Source organism: Microbacterium sp. sgz311019, from assembly GCF_056135325.1.
On sequence record NZ_JBWAXO010000004.1, the window covers coordinates 333,043 to 359,108 of the forward strand.

Here is a 26,066-nt window from a genome sequence, read left to right on the forward strand (position 1 = left end):
TCACCCGTGTTCCGCAACGTAGAGCCTGCGGGCGCGTCGGGCAAGAGGGATACATCCCGAGACGGATGCGGCCCGCATCCGCACTCGCGTACCGTCGAGGGGTGATCCGTCAGCTCTCGACCCGCCAGCTCATGACGGACATCATCGTGGCGGCGGTGTTCTTCCTGCTGACCGGCTTCGCCGGTGTCGCGGGCTCGATCGCGAGCCTCCACGGGCTGGCAACCGTGCTCGTCGGGATGATCATGGCGGGCGCCCTCGCGGTCCGCAGGCTCTCGCCGGGGCTCGCACTCGCGATCGCGTGGGCCGGAGCGTTCGTGCAGATGGGCGCGGGCCTGGACCCGATGGCGAGCAACGCGGCGATCCTCGGCGTGCTGTACGTCACGGCGGCCTACGGGACGCGGCTCGTCTTCTGGCTCGGCTTCTCCTCGGCGATCGTCGGCGCCTTCGTGATCACGGTGTACCTCTACCTGCTCCGCACGGCGTTCGGCATCGGGATCAGCTGGCAGGACGTCACGCTCGCGGGGGTCATGTGGATCGCGGCATCCTTCGGCCTGCTCTTGTGTTGGACGATCGGCGCGCTCGTGCGCACCGCCCGGCGCGCCCGCGAGAACCGTGCGGCACAGGTGCGCGCCGAGAGCGAGACGGCGTCGGAGCAGGAGCGCGTGCGCATCGCCCGCGACATGCACGACGTCGTCGCCCATTCGCTGGCCGTCGTGATCGCGCAGGCCGACGGGGCGCGCTATGCGGCGGCGACCGATCCGGCGCTGGCGACCGGGGCCCTCGAAACCATCTCGGCGACGGCGCGCGCGGCGCTCGCCGATGTGCGGCTGCTGCTCACGCAGCTGCGCCACTCCCAGGCCGACGCGCCGCAGCCGACGCTCGCCGACCTCGATGCGCTGTACGCGCAGGTGCGCGCCGCCGGCGTCGACCTGCGGGTCACCGTGGCCCCGATGCCCCTGGCGGAGCCGCCGGCGGCGATCCAGCTCGCGGTGTACCGCATCCTGCAGGAGGCCCTCACGAACGCGCTGCGGCACGGCGCATCGCCCGTGGAGCTTTCGCTCGCCTGGCATCCCGACCGCGTCGACCTCGTCGTCGCCAACCCGCTGCGCGGCGCGTCGGAGTCGGGACCCGGCCACGGGGTGATCGGCATGCGCGAGCGCGCGCAGCTCGTGGGCGGTGCGCTGGAGGCGGGGGAGGATGCGGGGTCCTTCGTCATGCGCGCGACCCTCCCGGTCGGGGTCGTGACCGCATGATCCGGGTCGCGCTCGTGGACGATCAGGCGCTGTTCCGCGCCGGCATCCGGATGCTCGTCGACTCACAGCCCGACCTCGAGGTCGTCGGCGAGGCGTCGGACGGCTCGGAAGGAGTCTCGGTCGTGCGGGCGACGCGGCCGGACGTCGTGCTCATGGACATCCGGATGCCGGTCATGGACGGACTCGCGGCGACCGCCGAGCTGCTGCGGGACGCGACGCCACCGCGCGTCGTGATGCTGACGACGTTCGACCTCGACGAGGCGGCGGCGCGGGCGATCCGCGGGGGCGCGAGCGGCTTCCTGCTGAAGGACGCGGACCCGGAGTTCCTGCTCGCGGCGATCCGCACCGTGCATGCGGGTTCCGCGGTGATCGCGGCCTCCGCCACCCGCGACCTGTTCGCCCACTTCGCCGATGCCGCTCCCCGCGCTGTGCCGCCGGAGTACGCGGCGCTCACCGACCGCGAGCGCGAGATCTTCGCGCTCGCCGCGCGCGGCCTGAGCAACGCCGAGATCGCCGCACGGGAGTTCCTCTCCGAGGCCACCGTGAAGACGCACATCAGCCGCATCCTCACGAAGCTCGGCCTGCGCGACCGCGTGCAGCTCGTCGTCTTCGCGTTCGAGCACGGCCTCGCCTGAGCGCCGCGGGCGGAACTCCACAGATCCTGCGGTCGAACGCTGCGGCGACGGCGCGCCGCGGCCGCCCGCGCTCGGATCCGTGGAGTTGCGCAGACCGGCCGGAGCAGAATCGGGGGATGGAACTGCAGCTCAGCATGGTGGTGCTCGAGGTGAGCGACCTCGAGGCGTCGATCCGCTTCTACCGCAGGCTCGGCCTCGACATCCCGGATCCGGATGCGACGCGGCCGATGGTGATCCACCGCATGGGCAGCGGCGTGAGCCTTCTGCTCGTGACGGGCTTCGCGTCGCGATACGACCCGTCCTGGACGCCGTCCGCGGGTGGCTCCTCGCAGATGCTCGAGTTCTACGTCGGCGAGGATGCGGCGGTCGACAAGACGTTCGACGACCTGGTCTCCGCCGGCTACCACGGCCGGATGGCGCCGACGCAGACGATGGGGCCCTACGCCGCGATGGTGGACGACCCCGACGGCAACGTCATCCTGCTGACCTCCGACGAGGCTGGCTCCCCCGAGGCGTCCTGACGCGCGCTCAGCGGGCGCGCGTGCCGCCGCGTCGCGCGGCGAGGTATTCGGCCGGCATGCCGGGCCCGATCGTGACACCGACCTCCGCGGCCGGAACGGCGCCGTGCGTCTCGCATACGGTCGCGGCGTGCACGGCGTCTCCGCATGCCGAGTGCGCGTACAGGATCGGCGGGTCGATGGGCGATGCCCACTCATCACCCCACTCGGTGAGCGCGATGAGGGCCACGGCGAGCGCGCGGCCTTTGTCGGTCAGCAGGTAGTCGGCCGAGCCCTCGCGCTGCATGATGCCGGCGTCGACGAACGACTCCAGGCGTGAGGTCAGCACGTTCGTCGCGATGCCGAGGTTGTGCTGGAAGTCCCCGAACCGGGTGACGCGGGCGAAGAGCGCGTCGCGGATGATCAGCAGGCTCCAGCGCTCGCCCACGACCTCGAGCGATCGCGCGATCGAGCACACCTGCGTGTCGTACATCCGGCCCAGCATGGCTCGACTTTATCACTTGCGTGATGCAAGTTGGCAGGAGTACGGTGACTTGCATCACGCAAGTTCATCGCATCCCTCCACGGATGCCGACGCAAGGGAGCACCGACATGTCCGCGGACTACACGACCACCATCACGGTCGACGCCACGCCGCAGCAGGCGTACGACGCGATCAACGACGTCTCCGGCTGGTGGGGGAGGATCACGGGCGGCACGACCTCCGTCGGCGACGAGTTCGTCTACGTCGTGCCCGGCCTGCACTACTCGGGCTTCCGGGTCACCGAGCTCGAACCCGGCCGCCGCATCGCCTGGCTCGTCACCGGCAGCCACCTCGACTTCGTCGCCGACAAGCAGGAGTGGAACGGCACGACCGTCCGGTTCGAGATCGCCTCGACGGATGCCGGCACGACCGTGACCTTCACGCACGAAGGCCTGCTCCCCGAGGGCGAGTGCTACGGCTCGTGCTCGAACGCCTGGAGCATGTTCGTCCACGGCAGCCTCAAGTCCTTCATCGAGACCGGCGAGGGAACGCCGTATCTCTTCCAGGGCGACGAGGCGCTGACCGACGACGACCACGAGGAGCTGCACCGCCAGGTGCGCGAGTCGGTCACCGCCCGCTGAGGTCATCCTTGCGATGTATACGGATGCATCGCACGGCGGACGACCGCGATCCAGCCTCTCCGTAGCGTCGGAGGCATGGAGATCACGACCACCGACCTGGGCCTTGCGGCCCGGGTCCAGCAGCTGACGAAGACCTACGGCCGCGGCGACGGGGAAGTGCGCGCGCTCGACGGCGTCTCGGTGGGAGTGCGGCGCGGCGAGTTCACCGCCATCATGGGGCCCTCCGGGTCGGGCAAGTCCACGCTCATGCACATCATGGCGGGGCTGGATGCGCCGACCCGCGGTCGCGCGTGGATCGGCGACACCGAGATCTCCGGCCTGTCGGACCTCGACCTGACGCTTCTGCGCCGGCGCCGTGTCGGCTTCGTCTTCCAGTCCTTCAACCTCGTTCCGACGCTCGACGTGCTGGGCAACATCCGACTGCCCATCGACCTCGACGGCCGACGGCCGAGCGCACTCGAGAAGGCCCGCATCGACGGGCTCATCGAGACGCTCGGCCTCGGCTCGCGGCTCGGGCACCGGCCGCACGAGCTCTCCGGCGGCCAGCAGCAGCGCGTGGCGATCGCCCGGGCGCTCGCGACGGCTCCCGATCTCGTCTTCGCCGACGAGCCCACCGGCAACCTCGACTCCCGAAGCGGCCGCGAGGTGCTGGGGCTGCTGGCGGCCGCGAGCCGCGACCACAGGCAGTCCATCGCGATGGTCACGCACGACCCGATCGCGGCGAGCCACGCAGACCGCGTGCTCTTCCTCGGCGACGGGCGCATCGTGGCGGACAAGCCGCGGCAGAGCGCCGAGGAGATCTCGGCGTACATGCTCGCGGCCGAATTGGGCGCGGCTGCCGCGCCCGTCACTACGGTCGTGTCGGCATGAGCGCGCAGACCGCAGCGGGGGGTGCATCCCGCCTGTCCTGGCTTCGGGATCGCGGCATGGGGGCGTCGATGCTGGTCGCGGGGATCGCGACGGCGTTCGGCGTGGTGCTGATCTCGGCGACCGGGTTCATCGGGGCGATCCTGAGGTCCGATCCGGCGACGCGCGACAGCGAGACGGTGGCGTTCGTCCTGAGCTTCATCGTGTTCGTGCTCGTCGGTGTCGCGGTCTACGTGGCCGCGATCGTGACGGCCAACACGTTCGCGACCGTGATCGCGGGCCGCACACGGCGTATCGCCCTGCTGCGGCTCATCGGGGCGACGGCGCGCTCGCAGCGGGTCGAGGTCGCCCGGCAGGGTCTCGTGGTCGGAGCGATCGGCGCCCTCCTGGGGCTGCTCGGCGGCGTGGCGGTCTCCGCGGCCGGCATCCAGATCGCGGAGCGCGTCTGGTCGCTCGACGCGGTCCACTACGACGTGGTCCAGGCGATGCTGCTGGCGCCGGCGGTGATCGTCGTGCTGACGACGTGGATGTCCGCGTGGGCGGGCTCTCGCCGCGTGCTGTCGGTGACGCCCTTGCAGGCGCTCGGCGGGTCGGTCGAGGCATCCCACCGCGACATCGCTCGCCGCCGCGGTCGCAACGCCGTCGCGATCACGCTCATCGTCATCGGAGCGGCGCTCCTGGCCGCAGGGATCGCGATCGGGCTCGTGAGCCCGCTCGGCGTGATCGTGGCGTTCGTCGGCGGCGTGCTGTCGTTCACGGGGCTCGCGCTCGGCGCGACCCTCGTGATGCCGCCCGTGCTCCGGCTGGTGGGTCGTGCGTTCGGAGGCTCGGCCACCGCCCGGCTCGCGGCAGAGAACGCGCTGCGCTACCCCGAGCGGTCGAGCCGGATGGCCATCGGAGTCGTCATCGGCGTGACGCTCGTCACGATGTTCGCGGTGGCCACGCAGTCGGTGAAGCAGGTGTTCGCCGCAGCGTTCGGGGGCACGCTGCCGGCGCCGTTCGCGACCGTGATCGACACGTTCTCGGGCATCATGATGGGCCTCGTCGCGGTCTCCGCCGTCATCGCCGCGGTCGGGCTCGTCAACCTGCTGACACTCGGGGTGGTCCAGCGCCGTCGCGAGTTCGGGCTGCTCCGGGCGCTCGGCCTGTCCAATACGCAGGTGCGCCGCGTCGTGCTGCTGGAGGCGACGCACATCACCGTCGCCGCGGTCGCCACGGGTCTTGTGCTGGGCGTCTTCTACGGCTGGGCGGCGGCGCAGTCGCTGCTCGGCTCGGTGCATGCGCCCGGATCGACCCGGGCCGCAGGGATCGTCTGGCCCGCCGTGCCGCTGTGGCCCGTCCTGGCGATCGTGGTCGCGACGACCGTACTCACGCTCGTCGCGGCCGTCACGCCGACGCGGCTCGCCACCCGCGTCTCGCCGGTGGCGGCTCTGGCCGAGTAGCCGTCGATCGCAGGGGGCAGCGCGCCGGGTCGGGCATCGGGAACCCGGCTCGGCGCGAAGCCCTGTGCGTCCTCCGACAGTGCGCGGACCCTCCTGGCGTCGCGGACGGATGTGCGGCACGCTCGACGCAGGAGGTCCACATGAAGATCGAGATCATCGAGCACGCCCCGCCCTACCGCGTCGGCGTGCTGATCGGCAGTCTGTCCACCGCATCCATCAACCGGCTCCTGGCCGGGGCACTCGAGAAGCTCGCGCCCGCAGAGTTCGAGTTCTACGAGATCGACTACAGCCGGCTCCCGCTCTACAACCGCGATCTGGATGCCGACTACCCTCAGGTCGCGCTCGACTTCAAGGAGTCCGTGCGCGGGGCCGACGCCCTCCTGTTCGTGACGCCGGAGTACAACCGCTCGATCCCGGGGCCGCTGAAGAACGCGATCGACTGGGGCAGCCGACCGTGGGGCATGAGCGTGTGGGCGGACAAGCCGACGGGAGTCATCGGCGCCTCGATGGGCGCGATCGGCACGGCGGTCGGCCAGCAGACGCTGCGCAGCACCCTCAGCTTCCTCAACGCCCGCCAGATGACATCACCCGAGGCCTACATCCAATTCACGCCGGGTCTGATCGACGCCGACGGGCACGTCGCCGTCGAGAGCACGCGCGACTTCCTCACGATGTTCATGGAGCGCTTCTACGAGTTCACGGCGCGGGTGCTGACGGTCATCCCTCGGGCGTGACCGAGACGGATGCCGCGGCCCCGTCCGCCGGTTCCGGATCGTGCGCCCAGGTGGGTGCGAGGGCGCGCACCCGCGCGGCACGCCACTGCCAGACGCCCCACAGCACCGGCCAGAGCACCGGGGCCGTGGGGCCGCCGATGACCAGGCGGTCTCGCCACAGCGTCTTGCCCGGGCGCCCGGGCGCCGGCGAGACGGCCATCTGGTGATCCCAGATGTCGAGGCTCGCCAGCGGACCGGTGAGGGGAATGCCGCTGTCGCGGAAGATGCGCACACGGCCGCCGGGCTCCTCCGCCGAGCGCTCGCTGACATGGATGAGCTGTCGCCCCATCGGCACGGCTCCGAAGGCCGACAGCTGCACCGGCACCTCGTCGCCTGGGCTCCACGACGTCGGCAGGCTCCTCGGCACGATCGGCGCCACCTGCATCACGGGACCGTAGAGCTCGGCCACGGCGCGCGGCGAGTGCAGTGCCCGCCATGCCGCCTCGGGGTCGCAGTCGATCACGAACTTCAGCAGGATCCGCATGCGCTCAAGTGTCGCACCGGCGGGTGCGTCGCACCGCTTACGCTGGCGGGATGCATCCGTTCGACCAGTCCCGCTATCAGGTGCGCCTCGAGTGGGGTGCGGAAGGGCTGAAGCGGCTCGCGGCGTCCGACATCGTGGTGGTGGTGGACGTGCTCCGCTTCTCGACGACGGTGACGGATGCGGTGGCTCGCGGCGAATCGATCGCGATGGATGCGGAGACCTTCGCCGTGTCGATCAACGGTGCGCCGATCGCCCGCGCCGCCGCAGATACCGGGGCGCTCGTCATGCTCGGGTGCCTCCGCAATGCGGCTGCCGTCGCGGACGCGGTGCTCTCGGAGCAGGTGCGCCGCGGTGCCCGCACGAGCGTCGCCGTGATCGCCGGGGGCGAGCTGTGCAACGGAGAGCTGCGATTCGCCGCCGAGGACCAGCTCGGCGCGGGCGCCGTCATCGACGCACTCGCCGCCCTCGGTCTCGACCACTCCTCGCCCGAGGCCGCGGTGGCCTGCGAGGCGTTCCGCGGCCTGCGTGGAGCGGTGCGGCACCTCATGACCGCCAGTGGATCGGGGCAGGAGCTCATCGAGCGCGGTCTGCGCGACGAGGTCCTGAACGCATCGCAGATCGACGCGGTCGAGGCGGTTCCGGTGCTGCGGGACGGAATCTTCCTCAGCCTCGGCCTGGACCTCGGCCTCGCTAGCGAGGTGTCAGAGCCGCGAGCTTCGTCGCCGCGGTGATCTCGCGTCGCGACCAGTCGAACAGGTAGCGCTCGTCGAAGCGCGGGGCGCAGCGCACGCACGACGTGAGGCGCACCGGCTTGCGATGCCGGTAGGCGAGGTGACCGGCAGGACACACGCCAACCCAGGGAGCGAGCTCGATCGCCGTCTCGCCGCTGTGGGTGGTGCCGCCGACGTAGCCGAGCGAGCGCGCCGTCCGCTTCCAGGCGGGGCCGTGCGCGGCTTTCGGGCCGGCGAGCGCATGCGCGACCTCGTGAAGGAGCGTCTGCCGGTTGGTCTCGTCGTCGTAGCGGGCCGCCAGGTAGCGCGAGACGCTGATGCGCTTGGCGCGGTAGTCGCACAGGCCCGCGCGGCGCTTGGCGTTGTCGAAGGCGAACGACCACGACCCATCCAGGTGTCTCGCGATGAGCGCGTCGGCGGTCGCGCGCACGTCCTGAAGATGCGACATGTCCGTCAGGCTAGAACGTACCTACGACACTCAGCTCGCCACCGTCGATTCGACTCGACGCCGGTCGGCGGCGTCGATCGCGAGCAGTGTCGATTCGAGCTGGTCGTCGGGGGTTCCGGCCTGCTGACGGAGGAAGAGAGCGCGCTTGAACGCGGCGCGCGCGTCGCCGAAGTCACCCATGTCGAAGTACACGCGACCCAAGTGATGCTGCGCGAAGGCGGCGACCGCCCACCACTCCTGGCCCTCGGCCTCCTCCGCGACGGTGAGCAGCTCCTGCTCGGCGGCGCCGAACTGCTCCCGGTGCTGCTGGACCGACGCATGCAGGATGCGGGCCCGCAGCAGATCCTTGCGGGTGCCGGCCATGCGCGCCACGCGCACGGACTGCTCCGAGACCTCGAGGGCCTCATCGAGGTCGCCGAGCACCTTCAGCAGCCACACGCGCTCGAGGAGCGCCGGCAGGCTGCGCTGGACGCCGAGGTCTTCCAGTCGCTCCGCGCAGGCGCTCTCATCGACGATCTCGCGCAGGGTCTCAGGGTCGTAGCTGCGGATGAAGTTCACCGTCTCCTACCTTTCGCACCCGGAACCGCCGGCTCGGAGCGGCGTCCCGGAACGCCGATCCGCGGGCGGGACGCGGTCCCATCTCTTCGCCCTTCCAGTGTGCCGTGTCGCATCGAGCGAGACCGGGGGGCACGCCGCGCGTCGGCGATGCCAACGCGCAGAGAGGGTGTGGTGGCGGACTCCGCGGGGATGCATGATGTGTCCGTGAGCGTGGCGGTCGACGCTGTGGTGGGCCGCGATCGGGAACTCCACTCGATCGAGGGGTTCCTCGACGCCCCCCGGTCAGCGCCGGCCGGGCTCGTGCTCGAGGGGGAAGCCGGCATCGGCAAATCGACGCTGTGGCACGCCGCCGTCGCCGCCGCTCGGGAGCGCGACCTCCTCGTGCTCGTCTCGCGGCCCGCGGAGGCGGATCGCCTCCTTGCCCTGATGGGCATCGCGGACCTCTTCGATCCCGTTCTGGACAGCGTCATCGACCGGCTGACCGCACCGCGACGGCGAGCCCTCGAGGTCGCATTGCGGAGGGAAACCCGCCAGACCGGATTCGCCGACGATGGCGCGCTGGTGGTCGCTGTGCGCGATGTGCTCCGGCTCCTGAACGGGCAGCGCCCCGTCGTCGTGGCCGTGGACGACATCCAATGGCTCGATGCCTCGTCGACCCGCACGCTCGCGTCTGCCCTCCGGCGTGCAGACGTGCCCGTTCGTCTGGTCGTGGCGCGCCGTGCGGAGCCGTCTGAAATCGAGCGAGCCCTACCCTTCGAAGAGCTGCCCATCGGGCCGCTCGACCTCGGCTCGCTTCACACGATGCTGTCTCGGCTCCTCGGCAGGCCGCTCGCGCACCGCACGCTGACCCGCATCCTCGACGTGTCGGGGGGCAATCCGATCTACGCACTCGAGCTCGGACGCCTCGTGGACCCGGATGCGGACCCGCTCGCCCAGCTGCGTGTTCCGGCAACGCTTGCCGAGCTCGTGCGGGGACGTCTGGCCGCCCTGCCGTCCTCCGCCTACGACGCGCTCGCGTTCGCCGCCGCTCTGGGGGCGCCACGGGTCTCGCTCCTGGAGCGTGTGGGGGCGCGGCCGGCGGCTCTCGATCCGGCGATCGCATCCCGGGTGGTCGAGCGCGAGGGCGGGGTCATCCGGTTCACCCACCCCCTGCTCTCCTCGGTCCTGTACGACGATCTGGGCCCGCGGCGTCTGACCGTGCACGCGCGCATCGCCGCCGCGGTCTCGGACCCCGTCGTGCGCGCCCGACATCTCGCGCTCGCGACCGATGAGGCGGATGCGGCGATCGCTGCGGCGTTGGACGACGCCGCGGTGATGGAGGCCGACCGCGGCGCATGGGCGAGCAGTGCCGAACTCGCGGAGGCCGCCCTGCGACTCACACCTTCCGAGGAGGTCGCCGATCGACGCCGGAGGGTGCTGGCCGCCGCGCGCGCCGAGCACGCCGCCGGGGAATGGACCCGGGCGCGGAAGCTCGCGGCCGACCTGCTCGCCGAGGGCGACCTCGGCCCGGTGCGCGCCGAGGTGCTCCTGCTCCTCTCCGAGTTCGAGGGACTCGGTCGCGCCGTCGAGCTCCTCGAAGAGGCGCTGGCGGAGGCGACGAGCGGCGCGATGCGAGCCGCGATCCAATGCCGGCTCGCGTTCTCGATCCGATTGACGGAGGGGTTCGACGCGGCGCTCGAACGCGCTCGGGCAGCGCTTCGGCTGGCCGAGGAGGCCGACGACGTCAGGCTGCGCGTGGAGGCTCTCTCGCTGATGACTTTCCTGGGGCTCGCGGTCGGGGATGCCGAGGCGCAGACGTACGTCGAGCGGGCTTACGAGATCGCCGCGGCCACCGGCGATGTGCGGCTGCGGGTGAGCACCGTCTTCGACCTGGCGGAGACCATCCGCGACCGCGATGAAGCCCGCACGATCTTCGAGCGGGCCTATGAAGACGTTCGCGACCTCGACGAGCTCCTCGCCGCCGAGACCCTCCGGTCGCTGGCGTTCGTCGAGCTCGATGATGGACGCTGGCACCTCGCAGCCGAGTACGCCGACCGCGCGTTCGAGCTGCACACGCAGTACGGGCTCGAGGTCCCGTGGGTGCACATGCCGATCGCGGAGATCGCCACGAATCTGGGCCGTCTCGACGACGCTCGCTCGCACTGCGCCCGTGCTCTGCAGCTCGCCGAGGAGCAGTTCGGCTTTCCCACGCCGGTGCACTTGGGGACTATGGGGATCGTCGAACTGCGCGCCGGCGATCCCCAGGCGGCTCTGGCATGGTTCGACAAGGCTCTGGCGACGACCACCAGACTCGGGTGGCGCGCAGCAATGCCTCGCTGGTGGGTGCCCGACCACGTCGAGGCGCTGCTGGCGCTGGACCGTCTCGAAGACGCGGAGCTGCTCCAGAACGGGTGGCAGCTCGCCGTACAGCCGGGGGACGATCGCACGTCAGCGCACGCGCTGCGCTGCCAGGGTCTGATCGCAAGCGCCAGGGGCGACCTCGCAGAGGCCGCCCGCATGCTCGATGAGGCGGTCGTCCTGCACGATCGTGCCCGCGACACGTTCGGCCGCGCGCGCTCCCTTCTCGCTCTGGGTGTCGTGCGGCGCCGCCAGCTTCGGAAGCGGGACGCCTTCGAGGCGATCAGCACGGCACTCCGGCTGTTCGAGCAGCTCGGCGCGGCGACGTGGATCGAGGATGCCCGTGCGGAGCTGGGGGCGCTCAGCGGCCGCCGGCGCACGGAGGGGTTGACCCCGGCGGAGCGCCGCGTCGCGGAACTTGTCGCGAAGGGGCGCACGAACCAGGAGGTCGCCGCGGAGCTGTTCGTTCGTGTGGCCACGGTCGAGACGCATCTCTCGCACGTGTACGCGAAGCTCGGCGTCCGCTCGCGGACGGAGCTTTCGGTGGCATACCGTGCCGATTCTGCGGAGATCGCCCAAACCTCAGGGAAACCCCTGATTCCAAGGTGAGCGGCGCGTCCTAGCGTCTGTCGTGGAGCGCTCGGGGACCGGCGGTCCGTCCCTTCGCCTCGCCGAGGCGATCTTCCCTGGGGAGAGAGACTATGAAATCCACCTTGGCGTTTCTCGCCGTTCTGCCACTGGCCGCACTCACCATCGGGGCGGCCCCCGACGTGGGAGTGTCGGAGCCGACCACGCAGTGTGCACCCGCCGCGCATTACTCTGCCGCCACGACCCCCGTAGCCTTCTGGAGCACGGAGGCGCGGTGCGCGATCGTTCCCGCGGGTCCGGGCGGGGTCTTCGGAGCCGAGAACTTCGGCAACAAGTTCCCTGGCGATGCCGCGGTCTACATGGGCATCGTCCACGTGGCCATCTATGACGCGGCCGTGGCGCTCTACGGCGGCTACCAGCCGTATGCGCCGACGCCTGCCGCATCCGCGGGCGCCTCTCCGGAGGCGGCGATCGCGACCGCCGCCCACGACACCCTTACGGGGCTGCAGCCGCAGCTCGGCGGCACCGCGGGCATCCTCGATGCCGACTACGCCGCATACATGGCCGCGATTCCGGACGGACAGGCCAAGACGGATGGAATCGCCGTCGGTCAGCAGGCGGCTCGCGGTGTGCTGGCGTCCCGGACGAACGACGGCCGCGGATGCTCGACCACCGTGGCCGATCTCGGCATCCCTCAACCCGGCCCGGGCGTGTGGGTGCCCAACCCGACCGGACAGCCCCTCGGAACGTGCCTGCCGGGCACCCGACCGATCGCCATGCAGAGCGCATCTCAGTTCCGCCCCGGCGGTCCGAACGCCCTGACCAGCTCGGAATACGCAGAGGATGTCAACCAGGTGGAGAGCCTCGGCGCGATCGACAGCGTGACGCGAAGTGCCGCTCAGACGAACCAGGCGTTCTTCTGGACCGACCACGACACGCGCCAGTGGAACGATGCGCTGCTCAAGCTCGCCTCAGACCAGGGACTGGGTACGATGCAGACCGCCCGCATGCTCGCGATGGCGCACGCCTCGAGCGCCGACGCGATCATCGCCTGCTTCGACGCGAAGTACCACTTCTGGTTCTGGCGCCCGTACCAGGCGATCCCCAGAGCCGGCGCAGACGGCAACCCGGCCACGACGCCCGACGCCACCTGGAAGCCGCTCGGGCCGACGCCCGACTTCCCGGAGTATCCCTCGGGTCACGCCTGCTACGGCGGCGCCGTCGTGCAGGCCCTCGACACGTTCTTCGGGACGGACCAGGTCACTCTGACAATCGACAGCCGGGCGCCCGGGGTGACGGAGCGCACGCACACCTACACGCGCATGCACGACATCGAGAAGGATGTCGACTGGGCGCGCGTGCTCGTCGGCTTCCACTTCCGCAACTCCGACCTCCAGGGCAGCTCCCTCGGACGGACTGTCGCGCGCTACATCGTCGGCAGGCTCTTCCAGCCGGCCGGATGACACGGGCGCGGCATGAGGATCCCGCTGGCCGCGCGGTGCACCCGCGCCGGACGGCCAGCGGTGCCGTTCGCATCGGCGATCCCCGATGGGTCATGCCGGTGAGCCGCGCCCCGCGGTCCCCACGGGGTGCGCGAAGGGCTCATCGCTCGAAGAGCGACTCCTTGGGCTTGGGGGAGTCGACGGCCGAGGCATCCGTCACGGGCAGAGCGCCCCGCTCGAACTCGTCGAGCTCCGCTCCCTCCGCGACTTTGGCCGGATGCGGGCCGGCCGCGAGCAGCCGCGGCAGCCACTGCGTCGGCAGCGGGGTGGGGGATGCCGCGATCACGAGGTTGCCGAACCGCCGACCCTTCAGCACCTGCACCTCGGCGAGCACGATCGCGTGGGGGAGCACGGCCCGGACCGTGGCGACCTGCCCGCGTGCGAACGCGAGCCCGGCGCCGTCCGCGACGTTGACGAGGAGGACGCCGTCGGTGGCCAGCATCCGTGCCGCCGCCCGATAGAACTCGACGCTCGTGAGGTGCGCGGGCGTCTGCGCGCCGGAGTAGACGTCGCTGACGAGCAGGTCGACCTGTCCGGTCATCGCGGGTGGCAGCTTGGCGAGGGCGGCCCGCGCATCGCCGATGCGGATGCGGATCGACGCGTTCCGCGGGAGGGGGAGGTTCTCGCGCACGAGATCGACGAGCGCAGGCTCGATCTCGACGACCTGCTGGCGGGAACCCGGCCGGGTCGCCTCGACGTACCGCGGGATCGTGAGCGCGCCCGCGCCCAGGTGCACCGCGGTGAGCGGCTGGCCGGGCAGTTTGAGGCGGTCGATGACCGCTCCCATCCGCGTGACGTATTCGAAGCTCAGGTAGGTCGGGTCGTCGGGGTCGACGTGCGACTGCGGCGTGCCGTCGACCTCGAGCTCGAACCCGCTCGTGTACGGCGCGGGGACGATGCGCGCGATCGCGCCGCTCGAGAGCCGGACGGACGGCGGCTCGGGAGTGTCGCGTCGGCCCATGCCGACCACGCTACCCGCGCTGCCTGTTCAAGACTCAGGAGATCGTCCGCTCGGGCGCACGAGCGACGGCGGATTCCTGTGGGTCGCAGCCCCGTGGCCGCCGGTCCTGCATCCCGGACGCCGACAGCGCCGCACCGCCCGCGGGTACCGTGGAAGCATGCGCGCGATCGACCTCAACGCGGACCTCGGCGAGACGGTGGACGGCGTGCCGACGGCCGACGACGACGCCATGTTCGCGGTCATCTCGAGCGCCAGCATCGCCTGCGGAGGGCATGCGGGGGATGCCGCATCCATGTCGGACGCGGTCGACCGCGCCGCCCGCACCGGCGTCGCGATCGGGGCCCATCCCTCGTACGAGGATCGCGCGAACTTCGGGCGGACGGCGGTGGATGTCGACCCCGCGACGCTGCAGCGCCAGGTCGGCGCGCAGCTCGCGGCCCTGCGCTCCGCGGGCGCCGACATCCGCTACGTCAAGCCGCACGGCGCGCTCTATCACGCGGCCGGCGCTGATCCTCAGGCGGCTCGCGCTGTCGCTCTCGCGGTCGCCGAGCTCGCGGAGGCGCTCGGCCGACCGGTGCCGATCCTCGGGCTCGGAGCGGCGATCGAGGCCGCGGCCGCGGCAGCCGGCCTGCCCTTCCGCCGTGAGGCGTTCCTCGATCGCGGATACCGCCCCGACGGCACCCTCGTCCCACGGGGCGAGCCGGGCGACATCCTGCACGATCCGGCGGCCGCGGCCGAACGGGCCCTGGGGCTCGTCGTCGACGGCTCGGTGGTGGCAGCCGATGGTTCGATCGTGCGGGTGGATGCCGCATCCCTCTGCCTGCACGGCGACTCTCCGTCCGCCGTCGCCCTGGCGCACGCCGTGCGGGCGGCCCTCGACGGCGAGGGCATCGCGGTCGAGGCGCCCTGGTGAGCGCGCCCGGGCTGCAGATCCGGCCGATGGGCGAGGCCGCGCTCCTCGCCGAGGCCGGTTCGCTCGACGCCGTCCTCGCGTTGCATGCGGCACTCGCCGCCTCCCGCCCCGACGGCGTCGTCGAGCTCGTGCCGGCCGCCCGCACGGTGCTCGTTCGCCTGGACCCGGCCCGGCTGCCCCTCGTGACGGCGCGGGCGTGGATCGAGCGGGTGTCGATGGATGCCCCCACCCCGGAAGGCTCCGCATCCGCGGAGGTCGTGCTCGAGGTCGTCTACGACGGCGACGATCTCGCGGAGACAGCCGCCCTGCTCGGGGTGTCGGCCGAGGCGCTCGTCGCCGTGCACACTGGGGCGCACTGGCGCGTGGCGTTCACCGGCTTCGCGCCGGGCTTCGGCTATCTCGTGAGTCCGGACTGGCCGTACGACGTGCCGCGGCTCGCATCGCCGCGCTCGCGCGTCCCGGCCGGGTCGGTCGGCCTCGCCGCCGGGTTCTCCGGCGCGTATCCGCGCGAGACGCCGGGCGGGTGGCGGCTGATCGGCCGGACGGCGGCCCGGCTGTTCGATCCGTCGGCGGATGCCGCATCCTCTGTGCTGCTCGCACCCGGCGCGTCGGTGCGCTTCCGCTCGGTGCCCGAGCTCGCCGCGCCGGTCGCTGCAGCCACCCGATCGCCTCGGGAGCGCACCGGTGCGCTGCCCGATCTCCGTCCCGACGGCCTCGGGGCGCCGACGCGGCAGCATCCCGCCCGGGCGATCCGCGTCACGGACCCCGGCCTGTTCTCCTCGATCCAGGACCTCGGACGCCCGGGCCGTGCGGCGCTCGGCGTCGCGCGCTCGGGCGCCCTCGACCGCGCCGCTCTGCGCACCGCCAACCGACTGGTCGGCAACCCCGAGGGCGACGCCGGCGTCGAGGTCGCGATGGGCGGCTGGAGCGCCGTCGCCACGGCGGACACGTGGTTCGCGGTCACCGGGGCGTGGGGCGCCGTGACGCTCGACGGACATCCGGTCGACCTCGACATCGCCCATCCCTGGCCCGCGGGCGCCGAGCTGCACCTCGACTGGTTCGCCCACGGCGCGCGGGCCTACGTCGCCGTGCGAGGAGGCATCGACGTCCCGCCGGCAGTCGGCTCCCGCAGCACCGACACGATGGCAGGCCTCGGTCCGGCGCCCCTGCAGCAGGGCGACGAGCTCCCGATCGGCCCCGCGCCGGCGACCGCCATCCCGGTGACCGACCTCGCACCCTGGGGTGCGCCGGCCGATGACCTCGAGCTCACGCTCGCCCCCGGCCCGCGCGCGGACCGGTTCACCGCATCCGCCCTCCCGGCGCTCTTCGAATCGACGTGGACGGTCTCCGCGCAGGCCGATCGGGTCGGCATCCGCCTCGACGGTCCCGAGCTCCCGCGCACCCGCATCGACGAGCTGCCGAGCGAGGGGATGGTGCCGGGCGCCCTGCAGGTGCCGCCGAGCGGGCGGCCCACGATCCTCCTCGCGGACGGCCCTGTGACCGGCGGCTACCCGGTCATCGCCGTCGTGACCGATGCCGCGCTCGATCTGCTCGGACAGGCGCGACCGGGCACCCGCATCCGCTTCCGCCACGCCCGCTGATGTGCGGCGAACCGGGATGAGCGTCGACTGCTCAGCCGCGGGCGCCCATGATCTCCGCGCGCTGGACGGTGACGGCCGTCAGGGCGGCACCCGCATCCGCCGCCGCACCTGCGCGCCGCTCTGCGAGGTCGAGGGCGGCCAGCGCCTCGGCGCCGCGCAGGAGCGCCCACAGCAGCTGAGCATGCAGGAGGTGCGCGGAGGCATCGTCGGCACCCGATGAGATCGCGGCGGCGGCGAGCCGCTCGGCGCGCCGGTGATCGCGGGCCTGGTGCGCGAGGCGCGCGGTGCGCAGGAGCAGCTCGGGATCGGAAGGTCTGCCCGCGTCCAACCGCCACAGCATGACCCGCAGCCGGTCCGCGGGCGACGACGAGCGCCTGGCGACCAGATCGGCCTGCTCGGCGAGGAGCGACACCTGGCGGATGCGCGGGATCGACTCGCGCACAGCCGCCGCGTACTGCGGATGGGTCAGGAGCACCCGGATGCGGCCGCCGGCCTCGTGCACCTTGACGAGCCCGCGCTGCTCGAGGTCGGCGAGCGCCTCGGGCGCGCCCGGCCGGGCGAACTCGTCGAGCGCCAGCGGGTGGCACAGCGACAGCCGCTCGAGGGCGTCGCGCTCCTCGTGTGTGAGAGTGCGCAGGCGGGCGAGGATGAGGTCGCGCAGCGGGGGCGATCCGACCGTGTCGCCCGTGAGGCTCCAGCGGTCCGCCGACCGGACGAGGGTGCCGGCATCCCTCGCCCCGATGACCAGCTCGCGCAGGAAGAGAGGGTTCCCGGATGATGCCCGGTGCAGCCCGACCGCCGCGCGTTGCGCGGTCGGGGCGCCGAGCACGCGGCCGAGCAGCTCCGTCGTCTCGCCGATGTCGAGCGGGGCGAGGTCGATGCGCACGGCGTCCCGCGCTCGGGCGATCCCGAGCATCCCCTCGGGCATCGGCTCGCCCTCCGCGACGGTCGTCAGCAGGCGCAGCTGCCCCGCCTCGACGAGCCGGGCGATGAGTGCGATCGAGACCGGGTCGGCGGCGCCGGCGTCGTCGAGGACGAGCAGGATGCGTCTCCCGTGACCGATCTCCGTGAGGGCCGCGCTCGCGGCGGCGAAGAGGGCGGCGGCCTCACCAGCGGTCGCGATGGACGCGCTGGCATCGCGGGCGAGCACGGGAGCGATGGTGGCGAGGGGTACCGCGGACAGCGCCGGATTGCCCGCGACCGAGACGGCCAGCCATCCGTCGTCCTCGAGCGCTGCGCTCACGTCGGAGGCGAGGCGGCTCTTGCCGATCCCCGAGGATCCGTAGAGTGCGACGGTGCGCGCGGCGCCCCGAAGCGCGGTGAGCGCACGGTCGATCGCGGCGTCCCGACCCACGAGCGGCCAGGGGCCGTCGAGGGCGACGTCCGCATCGGATGCGTCGAACTCCACGTTTCTCGATTCACACGCGGCGGCTCCCCAGCGCTCGCTCGTCCCGCCCACTGTATTGGCTCGGAGCTCGCGCGCACAGGACTGCGCAGGTTCGATCTTCACCGGGCTCAGCGGGGCATTATGCCCCCGCATCCGAAAGTCGTCAAGGAACCGACTGGACACGGCGCGTCGGAGGGCGTAAGCTAGGTCCTTGCGCTCTTGGATTCCCCCTGCCCTCATATGATGGTCGGCTGGTGTCTGCACTCCCTCACTCCGGTGAGGTGTGACGTGCGGACCGCGGGGACGATCGAGCAGTCCACCCACGACAAGGAACTCGAGCCCCCCGGGGCCCATGGAGGTTATCCCCTTGGCTGCTGCGCCCAACGCATCCACCACCCCTCTCAAGAACGGCCGCGGAGCATCCCGCCTCTCGTTCGCCAAGATCTCCGACACACTCACGGTCCCTGACCTCCTCGCACTGCAGACCGAGTCGTTCGACTGGCTCGTCGGCAATGACGCGTGGAAGGCGCGCGTCGCCGAGGCCAAGGTCGCGGGTCGCACCGACGTGCCGGAGAAGAGCGGTCTCGAGGAGATCTTCGAGGAGATCTCTCCGATCGAAGACCTCAGCGAGACGATGCAGCTGAGCTTCACGAACCCCTACCTCGAGCCGGAGAAGTACTCGATCGAGGAGTGCAAGGAGCGCGGCAAGACGTACGCCGCGCCGCTGTACGTCGAGGCCGAGTTCATGAACCACCAGACGGGTGAGATCAAGACCCAGACGGTGTTCATGGGCGACTTCCCCCTGCAGACCGAGAAGGGCACGTTCATCATCAACGGCACCGAGCGTGTCGTGGTGTCGCAGCTCGTGCGCTCGCCCGGTGTCTACTTCGACCGCGTGGCCGACAAGACGTCGGACAAGGACATCATCTCCGCCCGCGTCATCCCGAGCCGCGGTGCATGGCTCGAGTTCGAGATCGACAAGCGCGACCAGGTCGGCGTGCGCATCGACCGCAAGCGCAAGCAGTCGGTCACCGTCTTCCTGAAGGCCCTGGGCCTGACGACCGAGGACATCCGCGCCGAGTTCGCCGGGTTCGACTCGATCGAGGAGACCCTCGCCAAGGACACGATCCTCACCAAGGAGGACGCGCTCCGCGACATCTACCGCAAGCTCCGCCCGGGCGAGCAGGTGGCCGCCGAGGCCGCACGCGCGCTGCTGGACAACTTCTACTTCAACCCGAAGCGCTACGACCTCGCCAAGGTCGGCCGGTACAAGATCAACCAGAAGCTCGGTCTCGACAAGCCGCTCCGCGACTCCGTGCTCACGGTCGAGGACATCGTCGCGACGATCAAGTACCTCGTCCGACTGCACCGCGGCGACGCGTCGTACGACGGCATCCGCAGCGGCAAGCCCGCTGAGATCCGCCTGGATGTCGACGACATCGACAACTTCGGCAATCGTCGCATCCGCGCCGTCGGCGAGCTGATCCAGAACCAGGTCCGCACGGGTCTGTCGCGCATGGAGCGCGTCGTCCGCGAGCGCATGACCACGCAGGACATCGAGGCGATCACGCCGCAGACCCTGATCAACGTGCGCCCGGTCGTGGCCGCGATCAAGGAGTTCTTCGGCACGTCGCAGCTGTCGCAGTTCATGGATCAGAACAACCCGCTCGCGGGCCTGACCCACAAGCGCCGCCTGTCGGCCCTGGGCCCCGGCGGTCTGTCGCGTGAGCGCGCCGGCGTCGAGGTCCGCGACGTCCACCCGTCGCACTACGGCCGCATGTGCCCGATCGAGACGCCGGAAGGCCCGAACATCGGTCTGATCGGCTCGCTCGCGTCGTTCGCGCGCATCAACGCGTTCGGCTTCATCGAGACGCCGTACCGCCGCGTCGTCGACGGTCACGTCACCGACCACATCGACTACCTCACCGCGTCCGAGGAGAACGACTACATCGTCGCCCAGGCCGGTGCGGAGCTCGACAAGAGCGGGAAGTTCGTCACCGACCGCGTCCTCGCCCGTCGTGGAAACGGCGGCGAGGTCGACCTCTTCCACTCGGAGGAGATCGGCTACATGGACGTCTCGCCGCGCCAGATGGTGTCGGTCGCGACGTCGCTCATCCCGTTCCTCGAGCACGATGACGCGAACCGCGCCCTGATGGGTGCGAACATGCAGCGCCAGGCCGTGCCGCTGCTGCGCTCGGAGTCGCCTGTCGTCGGCACCGGCATGGAGGGCTACGCCGCCATCGACGCGGGTGACGTCGTCACTGCCCAGAAGGCGGGCGTCGTCGCCGAGGTCTCGGCCGACAAGGTCACCGTCCAGCTCGACGAGGGCGGCACGCAGGACTACTACCTGCGCAAGTTCGACCGTTCGAACCAGGGCACGAGCTACAACCAGCGCGTGATCGTCTCGGCCGGTGAGCGCATCGAGGTCGGCGAGGTCATCGCCGACGGCCCCGCGACGGAGAACGGCGAGCTCGCGCTCGGCAAGAACCTCCTCGTCGCGTTCATGACGTGGGAGGGCCACAACTTCGAGGACGCCATCATCCTCAGCCAGGACCTCGTGAAGGACGACGTGCTCTCGTCGATCCACATCGAGGAGTACGAGGTGGATGCGCGCGACACGAAGCTCGGCAAGGAGGAGATCACGCGTGATCTCCCCAACGTCAGCCCGGAGCTCCTCAAGGACCTCGACGAGCGCGGCATCGTCCGCATCGGCGCCGAGGTGCGTCCCGGCGACATCCTCGTCGGCAAGGTCACGCCGAAGGGCGAGACCGAGCTGTCGGCCGAGGAGCGCCTGCTCCGAGCGATCTTCAACGAGAAGAGCCGCGAGGTCCGCGACACGTCCCTCAAGGTGCCGCACGGCGAGCAGGGCACGATCATCGCGGTCAAGGAGTTCAACGCCGAGGACGGCGACGACGAGCTCGGCTCGGGCGTCAACCGTCGCGTCGTGGTCTACATCGCCCAGAAGCGCAAGATCACCGAGGGCGACAAGCTCGCCGGCCGCCACGGCAACAAGGGCGTCATCGCCAAGATCCTGCCGGTCGAGGACATGCCGTTCCTCGCCGACGGCACGCCGGTGGACGTCATCCTGAACCCGCTCGGCATCCCGGGTCGAATGAACTTCGGCCAGGTGCTGGAGACCCACCTCGGATGGGTCGCGAAGCAGGGCTGGAAGGTCGAGGGCAACCCGGACTGGGCGGACCAGCTGCCGGCCGGCGCCTGGGAGGCGCCCGCGGGCACGAAGGTCGCCACGCCGGTGTTCGACGGCGCGCACGAGGAGGAGATCGCGGGTCTGCTGGACTCGACGCTCCCGACGCGCGACGGCGAGCGCCTCATCGACAGCACGGGCAAGACGCGGCTGTTCGACGGGCGCTCCGGCGAGCCGTTCCCGGCTCCGATCTCGGTCGGCTACATGTACATCCTGAAGCTGCACCACCTGGTGGACGACAAGATCCATGCCCGGTCGACCGGCCCCTACTCGATGATCACCCAGCAGCCGCTCGGCGGTAAGGCCCAGTTCGGTGGCCAGCGCTTCGGTGAGATGGAGGTGTGGGCCCTCGAGGCCTACGGCGCGGCGTACGCGCTGCAGGAGCTCCTCACGATCAAGTCCGACGACATCCTCGGCCGCGTCAAGGTGTACGAGGCCATCGTCAAGGGCGAGAACATCCAGGAGCCCGGCATCCCCGAGTCGTTCAAGGTGCTCATGAAGGAGATGCAGTCGCTCTGCCTGAACGTCGAGGTCCTCGGCGCCGACGGCACGGCGGTCAATCTCCGCGACACGGATGACGACGCCTTCCGCGCGGCGGAAGAGCTCGGCATCAATATCTCCACCCGGTTCGAGTCGTCGTCGATCGACGAGATCTGACCTCGACCTCAACCCCGAATTCGAACCGAATTTTCGACACAGGAGAACTAGTGCTCGACGCAACAACTTTCGATGAGCTTCGCATCGGTCTCGCCACAGCCGACGACATCCGTCGCTGGTCCTACGGCGAGGTCAAGAAGCCCGAGACCATCAACTACCGCACGCTCAAGCCCGAGAAGGACGGCCTCTTCGGCGAGCAGATCTTCGGACCCTCCCGTGACTGGGAGTGCGCCTGCGGCAAGTACAAGCGCGTCCGCTTCAAGGGCATCGTCTGCGAGCGCTGCGGCGTGGAGGTCACCAAGTCCTCCGTCCGCCGCGAGCGGATGGGCCACATCGAGCTCGCCGCGCCCGTGACGCACATCTGGTACTTCAAGGGCGTGCCCTCGCGCCTCGGGTACCTGCTCGACATGGCCCCGAAGGACCTCGAGAAGGTCATCTACTTCGCCGCGTACATGGTCATCTCGGTCGACGAGGACGCGCGTCACCGCGACCTCCCGACGCAGGAGAACAACATCCGCCTCGAGCTGAAGACGCTCGGCGACCGCCGCGATGCCCGCATCGCGACCCGCCTGGCCAAGCTGGAGGAGGAGCTCGCCGCTCTGGAGGCGGAGGGTGCCAAGGCCGACCAGAAGAAGAAGGTCAAGGACGCCGCCGAGAAGGAGATGGCCGGCATCCGCAAGAGCGCGGACGAGCAGATCGCGAAGCTCGAGCGCGTGTGGGAGGACTTCCGCACGCTCGCCGTCGGCGCCCTGAAGCCCGAGGACGATGTGTTCCACGAGCTGCAGGACCGCTTCGGCCAGTACTTCGAGGCCTACATGGGCGCCGAGTCCATCAAGCGCCGCCTCGAGGCGTTCGACCTGGCCGCCGAGGCCGAGAACCTGCACCTGCAGATCTCGGAGGGCAAGGGCCAGCGCAAGATCCGCGCGATCAAGCGTCTGAAGGTCGTCAACTCGTTCCTCTCGACGGGCATGAGCCCCGCCGCGATGGTGCTCGACGTCGTTCCGGTGATCCCGCCGGAGCTGCGTCCGATGGTCCAGCTGGACGGCGGCCGCTTCGCGACGTCCGACCTCAACGACCTGTACCGCCGCGTGATCAACCGCAACAACCGGCTGCGTCGTCTGATCGACCTCGGCGCCCCCGAGATCATCGTCAACAACGAGAAGCGGATGCTGCAGGAGGCCGTCGACGCACTGTTCGACAACGGCCGTCGCGGCCGCCCGGTCACCGGTACCGGCAACCGCGCGCTGAAGTCGCTGTCCGACATGCTCAAGGGCAAGCAGGGCCGCTTCCGTCAGAACCTGCTCGGCAAGCGCGTCGACTACTCGGGCCGCTCGGTCATCATCGTCGGCCCGCAGCTGAAGCTGCACCAGTGCGGTCTGCCCAAGCAGATGGCGCTCGAGCTGTTCAAGCCGTTCGTGATCAAGCGCCTGATCGACCTCGGTCACTCGCAGAACATCAAGGCCGCCAAGCGCGCGGTCGAGCGCACGCGTCCCGAGGTGTGGGATGTGCTCGAGGAGATCATCCGCGAGCGCCCCGTGCTGCTGAACCGTGCGCCCACGCTGCACCGTCTCGGCATCCAGGCGTTCGAGCCTCAGCTCGTCGAGGGCAAGGCCATCCAGCTGCACCCGCTCGTCTGCGCCGCCTTCAACGCGGACTTCGACGGTGACCAGATGGCCGTGCACCTGCCGCTGTCGGTCGAGGCTCAGGCCGAGGCCCGCATCCTGATGCTGGCGTCGAACAACATCCTCAAGCCGTCGGACGGCCGTCCGGTGACGCTGCCCTCGCAGGACATGATCATCGGCCTGCACCACCTGACCACGGTCAAGGAGGGCGCCACCGGCGAGGGTCGCGTGTTCGGCTCCGTCGGCGAGGCGATCCTGGCGAAGGACGAGGGCACCCTCGACCTGCAGGCCAAGGTGCGCATCCGCATCCCGGGCCTGACGTTCCTCGAGGGCGAAGCGCCCGAGGGCTACGCCGACGTTCTCGACGAGGACGGCGGTGTCGAAAAGCGGGGCCACGGTCTGGTGGATGCGTCGCTCGGTCAGGCGATCTTCAACGACACGCTGCCCAAGGGCTACCCGTTCGTGCGCGAGCAGGCAGACAAGGGCAAGCTGTCGCAGATCGTGAACAAGCTCGCCGAGGAGTACCCGAAGGTGGAGGTCGCGGCATCCCTCGACCGCATCAAGGACGCCGGCTTCCACTGGGCCACGCGCTCCGGTGTGACCGTGGCGCTCAGCGACATCCTCACGCCGCCGAACAAGGCTGAGATCGTCGCGGGCTACGAGAAGCAGGCCGCCAAGGTGCAGGCCCAGTACGAGAAGGGTCTCACGACCGACGCCGAGCGTCGTCAGGAGCTCATCAAGATCTGGACCGAGGCCACGGACGAAGTCCAGAAGGCCATGCGCGACAACTTCCCCGAGGACAACACCATCAACCGCATGGTGTCGTCGGGTGCTCGTGGAAACTGGCTGCAGATCCGGAACATCGCCGGTATGCGCGGTCTGGTGAACAACCCCAAGGGTGAGATCATCCCTCGTCCGATCATCTCCTCGTACCGCGAGGGGCTGTCGGTGGCGGAGTACTTCATCGCGACCCACGGTGCCCGCAAGGGACTGGCCGACACGGCGCTCCGCACGGCCGACTCGGGCTACCTGACGCGTCGTCTGGTGGACGTCTCGCAGGACGTCATCATCCGCGAGGAGGACTGCGGCACGAGCAAGGGCCTCGAGTTCACGATCGCCGCTCCGGGCTTCGACGGCGTCCTGGTCAAGGACGCGAACGTCGAGAACTCGGTGTTCGCGCGCACCCTGGCGGCGGACGTCGTGGACGCCTCCGGCACCGTGCTCGCCCAGGCGGGTCAGGACGTCGGCGACGTGCTCATCAACATGCTGGTCGAGGAGGGCATCGAGTCGATCAAGGTCCGCTCGGTGCTGACCTGCGAGTCCGCTGTCGGCGTGTGCGCGCGCTGCTACGGCCGCTCGCTCGCCACCGGCAAGATGGTCGACATCGGCGAGGCCGTCGGCATCATCGCCGCCCAGTCGATCGGTGAGCCCGGTACCCAGCTGACGATGCGCACCTTCCACACGGGTGGTTCGGCGTCGGCCGAGGACATCACCCAGGGTCTGCCGCGTGTGCAGGAGCTCTTCGAGGCCCGCACTCCGAAGGGCGCCTCCCCGATCGCCGAGTCCGACGGACGCATCACGATCGAGGAGACCGACCGCGCTCGCAAGGTGATCCTCACGCCCGACAACGGCGACGAGCCGCACGTCTACCCCGTGCTGCGTCGTGCGACCCTCCTCGTCGAGGACGGGCAGCACGTCTCGGTGGGACAGCCGCTCCTGGTCGGCACGCTCGACCCGAAGGAGATCATGCGCGTGCAGGGTGCGCGCGAGGTGCAGAAGTACCTCGTGGGCGGCGTGCAGGGCGTCTACCGTTCGCAGGGTGTCCCGATCCACGACAAGCACATCGAGGTCATCGTGCGCCAGATGCTGCGCAAGGTGACGGTCGTCGACCACGGCGACACGACGCTGCTGCCCGGTGAGCTCGTCGATTCGCGTCGTTTCATCGACATGAACCGCCAGGCGGTCGGCGAGGGCAAGCGTCCCGCGTCGGGTCGTCCGGAGCTGATGGGTATCACGAAGGCGTCGCTTGCGACCGAGTCGTGGCTGTCGGCCGCGTCGTTCCAGGAGACGACGCGCGTCCTGACGCAGGCCGCGATGGAGGGCAAGAGCGACCCGCTCATGGGCCTCAAGGAGAACGTCATCATCGGAAAGCTGATCCCGGCCGGAACCGGACTTGCGAAGTATCGCAACGTCGCGGTCGAGGCGACGGAGGAGGCCAAGAGCGAGCGGTACCCCAACCGCATCTTCGCGTCCGATGGCGCGTACTCGGAGGCCGACCTGAGCTTCGTCGACTTCGACAGCTTCTCGACGGACGACTTCACGCCCGGCACGTACAACTGATCGTCGGCGTCAGCTGATCCTGCGAAGACCCTCGGCCTCGGCCGGGGGTCTTCGTCGTTTCTGGGCGGGACCGCAAGAGTGTCGCGCTGGCGCGCCGCGCGGCCCCGATGTCCGCCTACGCGCTTACCGTTGAGGGGGGT

20 protein-coding genes are annotated in these 26,066 nt (G+C 70.5%); 14 read left to right on the forward strand and 6 right to left on the reverse strand.

The window, feature by feature from the left end; genetic code table 11:
* Window positions 1-101: 101 nt before the first annotated feature.
* The 3 genes from AC0NZN_RS08710 to AC0NZN_RS08720 all read left to right on the forward strand — a co-directional run bounded on the left by AC0NZN_RS08710 (window position 102) and on the right by AC0NZN_RS08720 (window position 2,409).
* Window positions 102-1,253, forward strand: coding sequence for a sensor histidine kinase (locus tag AC0NZN_RS08710; RefSeq protein ID WP_474591896.1), 1,152 nt, complete (start codon window positions 102-104; stop codon window positions 1,251-1,253).
* Window positions 1,250-1,888, forward strand: coding sequence for a response regulator (locus AC0NZN_RS08715; protein ID WP_474591897.1), 639 nt, complete (start codon window positions 1,250-1,252; stop codon window positions 1,886-1,888). Before AC0NZN_RS08710 ends, AC0NZN_RS08715 begins: the two co-directional genes overlap by 4 nt.
* A 116-nt stretch (window positions 1,889-2,004) precedes the next feature.
* Window positions 2,005-2,409 carry a VOC family protein gene (locus AC0NZN_RS08720; RefSeq protein WP_474591898.1) on the forward strand — a complete coding sequence of 135 codons (405 nt, stop codon included), beginning with the start codon at window positions 2,005-2,007 and terminating at the stop codon, window positions 2,407-2,409.
* 7 nt (window positions 2,410-2,416) lie between these two features.
* On the opposite strand, the gene AC0NZN_RS08725 is transcribed toward AC0NZN_RS08720, so the two are convergent.
* Entirely contained in the window at window positions 2,417-2,890 is a 474-nt protein-coding gene (locus AC0NZN_RS08725; RefSeq protein ID WP_474591899.1) for a winged helix-turn-helix transcriptional regulator, read from the reverse strand.
* Window positions 2,891-2,997: 107 nt separating this feature from the next.
* Here AC0NZN_RS08725 and AC0NZN_RS08730 point away from each other — a divergent pair, with 107 nt between their 5' ends.
* The 4 genes from AC0NZN_RS08730 (at window position 2,998) to AC0NZN_RS08745 (ending at window position 6,553) form a co-directional block, all read left to right on the forward strand.
* Window positions 2,998-3,510, forward strand: coding sequence for an SRPBCC family protein (locus tag AC0NZN_RS08730; protein WP_474591900.1), 513 nt, complete (start codon window positions 2,998-3,000; stop codon window positions 3,508-3,510).
* A gap of 75 nt (window positions 3,511-3,585) precedes the next feature.
* Entirely contained in the window at window positions 3,586-4,380 is a 795-nt protein-coding gene (locus tag AC0NZN_RS08735) for an ABC transporter ATP-binding protein (protein ID WP_474591901.1), read from the forward strand.
* Complete coding sequence (locus AC0NZN_RS08740; RefSeq protein WP_474591902.1) at window positions 4,377-5,819, forward strand: ABC transporter permease; 1,443 nt, start codon at window positions 4,377-4,379, stop codon at window positions 5,817-5,819. The genes AC0NZN_RS08735 and AC0NZN_RS08740 overlap by 4 nt, the downstream gene beginning before the upstream one ends.
* Before the next feature lie 140 nt (window positions 5,820-5,959).
* Window positions 5,960-6,553 (forward strand): NADPH-dependent FMN reductase, encoded by a 594-nt coding sequence (locus AC0NZN_RS08745; RefSeq protein ID WP_474591903.1) that lies wholly within the window; start codon window positions 5,960-5,962, stop codon window positions 6,551-6,553.
* On the opposite strand, the gene AC0NZN_RS08750 is transcribed toward AC0NZN_RS08745, so the two are convergent.
* Window positions 6,537-7,076: a hypothetical protein gene (locus tag AC0NZN_RS08750; RefSeq protein WP_474591904.1), complete on the reverse strand. Its 540-nt coding sequence runs from the start codon at window positions 7,074-7,076 to the stop codon at window positions 6,537-6,539. The genes AC0NZN_RS08745 and AC0NZN_RS08750 overlap by 17 nt on opposite strands.
* Before the next feature lie 50 nt (window positions 7,077-7,126).
* On the opposite strand from AC0NZN_RS08750, the gene AC0NZN_RS08755 reads away from it, so the two are divergent.
* Window positions 7,127-7,807 (forward strand): 2-phosphosulfolactate phosphatase, encoded by a 681-nt coding sequence (locus tag AC0NZN_RS08755; protein WP_474591905.1) that lies wholly within the window; start codon window positions 7,127-7,129, stop codon window positions 7,805-7,807.
* Here AC0NZN_RS08755 and AC0NZN_RS08760 read toward each other — a convergent pair.
* Window positions 7,767-8,255, reverse strand: a complete 489-nt coding sequence (locus AC0NZN_RS08760) for a SprT-like domain-containing protein (protein ID WP_474591906.1) — start codon at window positions 8,253-8,255, stop codon at window positions 7,767-7,769. The two genes, AC0NZN_RS08755 and AC0NZN_RS08760, sit on opposite strands and share 41 nt — an antisense overlap.
* 30 nt (window positions 8,256-8,285) lie before the next feature.
* Window positions 8,286-8,813 (reverse strand): tetratricopeptide repeat protein, encoded by a 528-nt coding sequence (locus AC0NZN_RS08765; RefSeq protein ID WP_474591907.1) that lies wholly within the window; start codon window positions 8,811-8,813, stop codon window positions 8,286-8,288.
* Between the two features lie 204 nt (window positions 8,814-9,017).
* On the opposite strand from AC0NZN_RS08765, the gene AC0NZN_RS08770 reads away from it, so the two are divergent.
* Window positions 9,018-11,759: a helix-turn-helix transcriptional regulator gene (locus AC0NZN_RS08770; RefSeq protein ID WP_474591908.1), complete on the forward strand. Its 2,742-nt coding sequence runs from the start codon at window positions 9,018-9,020 to the stop codon at window positions 11,757-11,759.
* A gap of 92 nt (window positions 11,760-11,851) precedes the next feature.
* A complete protein-coding gene (locus AC0NZN_RS08775) occupies window positions 11,852-13,201 on the forward strand; it encodes a vanadium-dependent haloperoxidase (RefSeq protein WP_474591909.1) in 1,350 nt (449 codons plus the stop codon).
* 139 nt (window positions 13,202-13,340) lie between these two features.
* Here the strand turns inward: AC0NZN_RS08775 and AC0NZN_RS08780 are convergent, their stop codons facing one another.
* On the reverse strand, window positions 13,341-14,201 hold the full coding sequence (locus tag AC0NZN_RS08780; protein WP_474591910.1) for a spermidine synthase: 861 nt from the start codon (window positions 14,199-14,201) through the stop codon (window positions 13,341-13,343).
* 157 nt (window positions 14,202-14,358) lie between these two features.
* Between AC0NZN_RS08780 and AC0NZN_RS08785 the strand changes: the two genes are divergently transcribed.
* Window positions 14,359-15,114 (forward strand): 5-oxoprolinase subunit PxpA, encoded by a 756-nt coding sequence (locus tag AC0NZN_RS08785; protein ID WP_474591911.1) that lies wholly within the window; start codon window positions 14,359-14,361, stop codon window positions 15,112-15,114.
* Window positions 15,111-16,715: a 5-oxoprolinase subunit B/C family protein gene (locus AC0NZN_RS08790; RefSeq protein WP_474591912.1), complete on the forward strand. Its 1,605-nt coding sequence runs from the start codon at window positions 15,111-15,113 to the stop codon at window positions 16,713-16,715. The genes AC0NZN_RS08785 and AC0NZN_RS08790 overlap by 4 nt, the downstream gene beginning before the upstream one ends.
* Window positions 16,716-16,746: 31 nt before the next feature.
* Here the strand turns inward: AC0NZN_RS08790 and AC0NZN_RS08795 are convergent, their stop codons facing one another.
* Entirely contained in the window at window positions 16,747-18,123 is a 1,377-nt protein-coding gene (locus tag AC0NZN_RS08795; protein WP_474591913.1) for an AAA family ATPase, read from the reverse strand.
* 346 nt (window positions 18,124-18,469) lie between these two features.
* On the opposite strand from AC0NZN_RS08795, the gene rpoB reads away from it, so the two are divergent.
* Both rpoB and AC0NZN_RS08805 read left to right on the forward strand, forming a co-directional pair.
* Window positions 18,470-21,964: a DNA-directed RNA polymerase subunit beta gene (gene rpoB / locus AC0NZN_RS08800; protein WP_474591914.1), complete on the forward strand. Its 3,495-nt coding sequence runs from the start codon at window positions 18,470-18,472 to the stop codon at window positions 21,962-21,964.
* Window positions 21,965-22,014: 50 nt separating this feature from the next.
* A complete protein-coding gene (locus AC0NZN_RS08805) occupies window positions 22,015-25,926 on the forward strand; it encodes a DNA-directed RNA polymerase subunit beta' (protein WP_474591915.1) in 3,912 nt (1,303 codons plus the stop codon).
* Window positions 25,927-26,066 lie beyond the last annotated feature (140 nt).

Excerpts from the sequence above, each read along its gene's own strand:
- AC0NZN_RS08715 (WP_474591897.1), top strand. The coding sequence starts at position 1,250 with ATGATCCGGGTCGCGCTCGTGGACGATCAGGCGCTGTTCCGCGCCGGC.
- AC0NZN_RS08720 (WP_474591898.1), top strand. The coding sequence starts at position 2,005 with ATGGAACTGCAGCTCAGCATGGTGGTGCTCGAGGTGAGCGACCTCGAG.
- AC0NZN_RS08725 (WP_474591899.1), bottom strand. The coding sequence starts at position 2,890 with ATGCTGGGCCGGATGTACGACACGCAGGTGTGCTCGATCGCGCGATCG.
- AC0NZN_RS08730 (WP_474591900.1), top strand. The coding sequence starts at position 2,998 with ATGTCCGCGGACTACACGACCACCATCACGGTCGACGCCACGCCGCAG.
- AC0NZN_RS08735 (WP_474591901.1), top strand. The coding sequence starts at position 3,586 with ATGGAGATCACGACCACCGACCTGGGCCTTGCGGCCCGGGTCCAGCAG.
- AC0NZN_RS08740 (WP_474591902.1), top strand. The coding sequence starts at position 4,377 with ATGAGCGCGCAGACCGCAGCGGGGGGTGCATCCCGCCTGTCCTGGCTT.
- AC0NZN_RS08745 (WP_474591903.1), top strand. The coding sequence starts at position 5,960 with ATGAAGATCGAGATCATCGAGCACGCCCCGCCCTACCGCGTCGGCGTG.
- AC0NZN_RS08750 (WP_474591904.1), bottom strand. The coding sequence starts at position 7,076 with ATGCGGATCCTGCTGAAGTTCGTGATCGACTGCGACCCCGAGGCGGCA.
- AC0NZN_RS08755 (WP_474591905.1), top strand. The coding sequence starts at position 7,127 with ATGCATCCGTTCGACCAGTCCCGCTATCAGGTGCGCCTCGAGTGGGGT.
- AC0NZN_RS08760 (WP_474591906.1), bottom strand. The coding sequence starts at position 8,255 with ATGTCGCATCTTCAGGACGTGCGCGCGACCGCCGACGCGCTCATCGCG.
- AC0NZN_RS08775 (WP_474591909.1), top strand. The coding sequence starts at position 11,852 with ATGAAATCCACCTTGGCGTTTCTCGCCGTTCTGCCACTGGCCGCACTC.
- AC0NZN_RS08780 (WP_474591910.1), bottom strand. The coding sequence starts at position 14,201 with ATGGGCCGACGCGACACTCCCGAGCCGCCGTCCGTCCGGCTCTCGAGC.
- AC0NZN_RS08785 (WP_474591911.1), top strand. The coding sequence starts at position 14,359 with ATGCGCGCGATCGACCTCAACGCGGACCTCGGCGAGACGGTGGACGGC.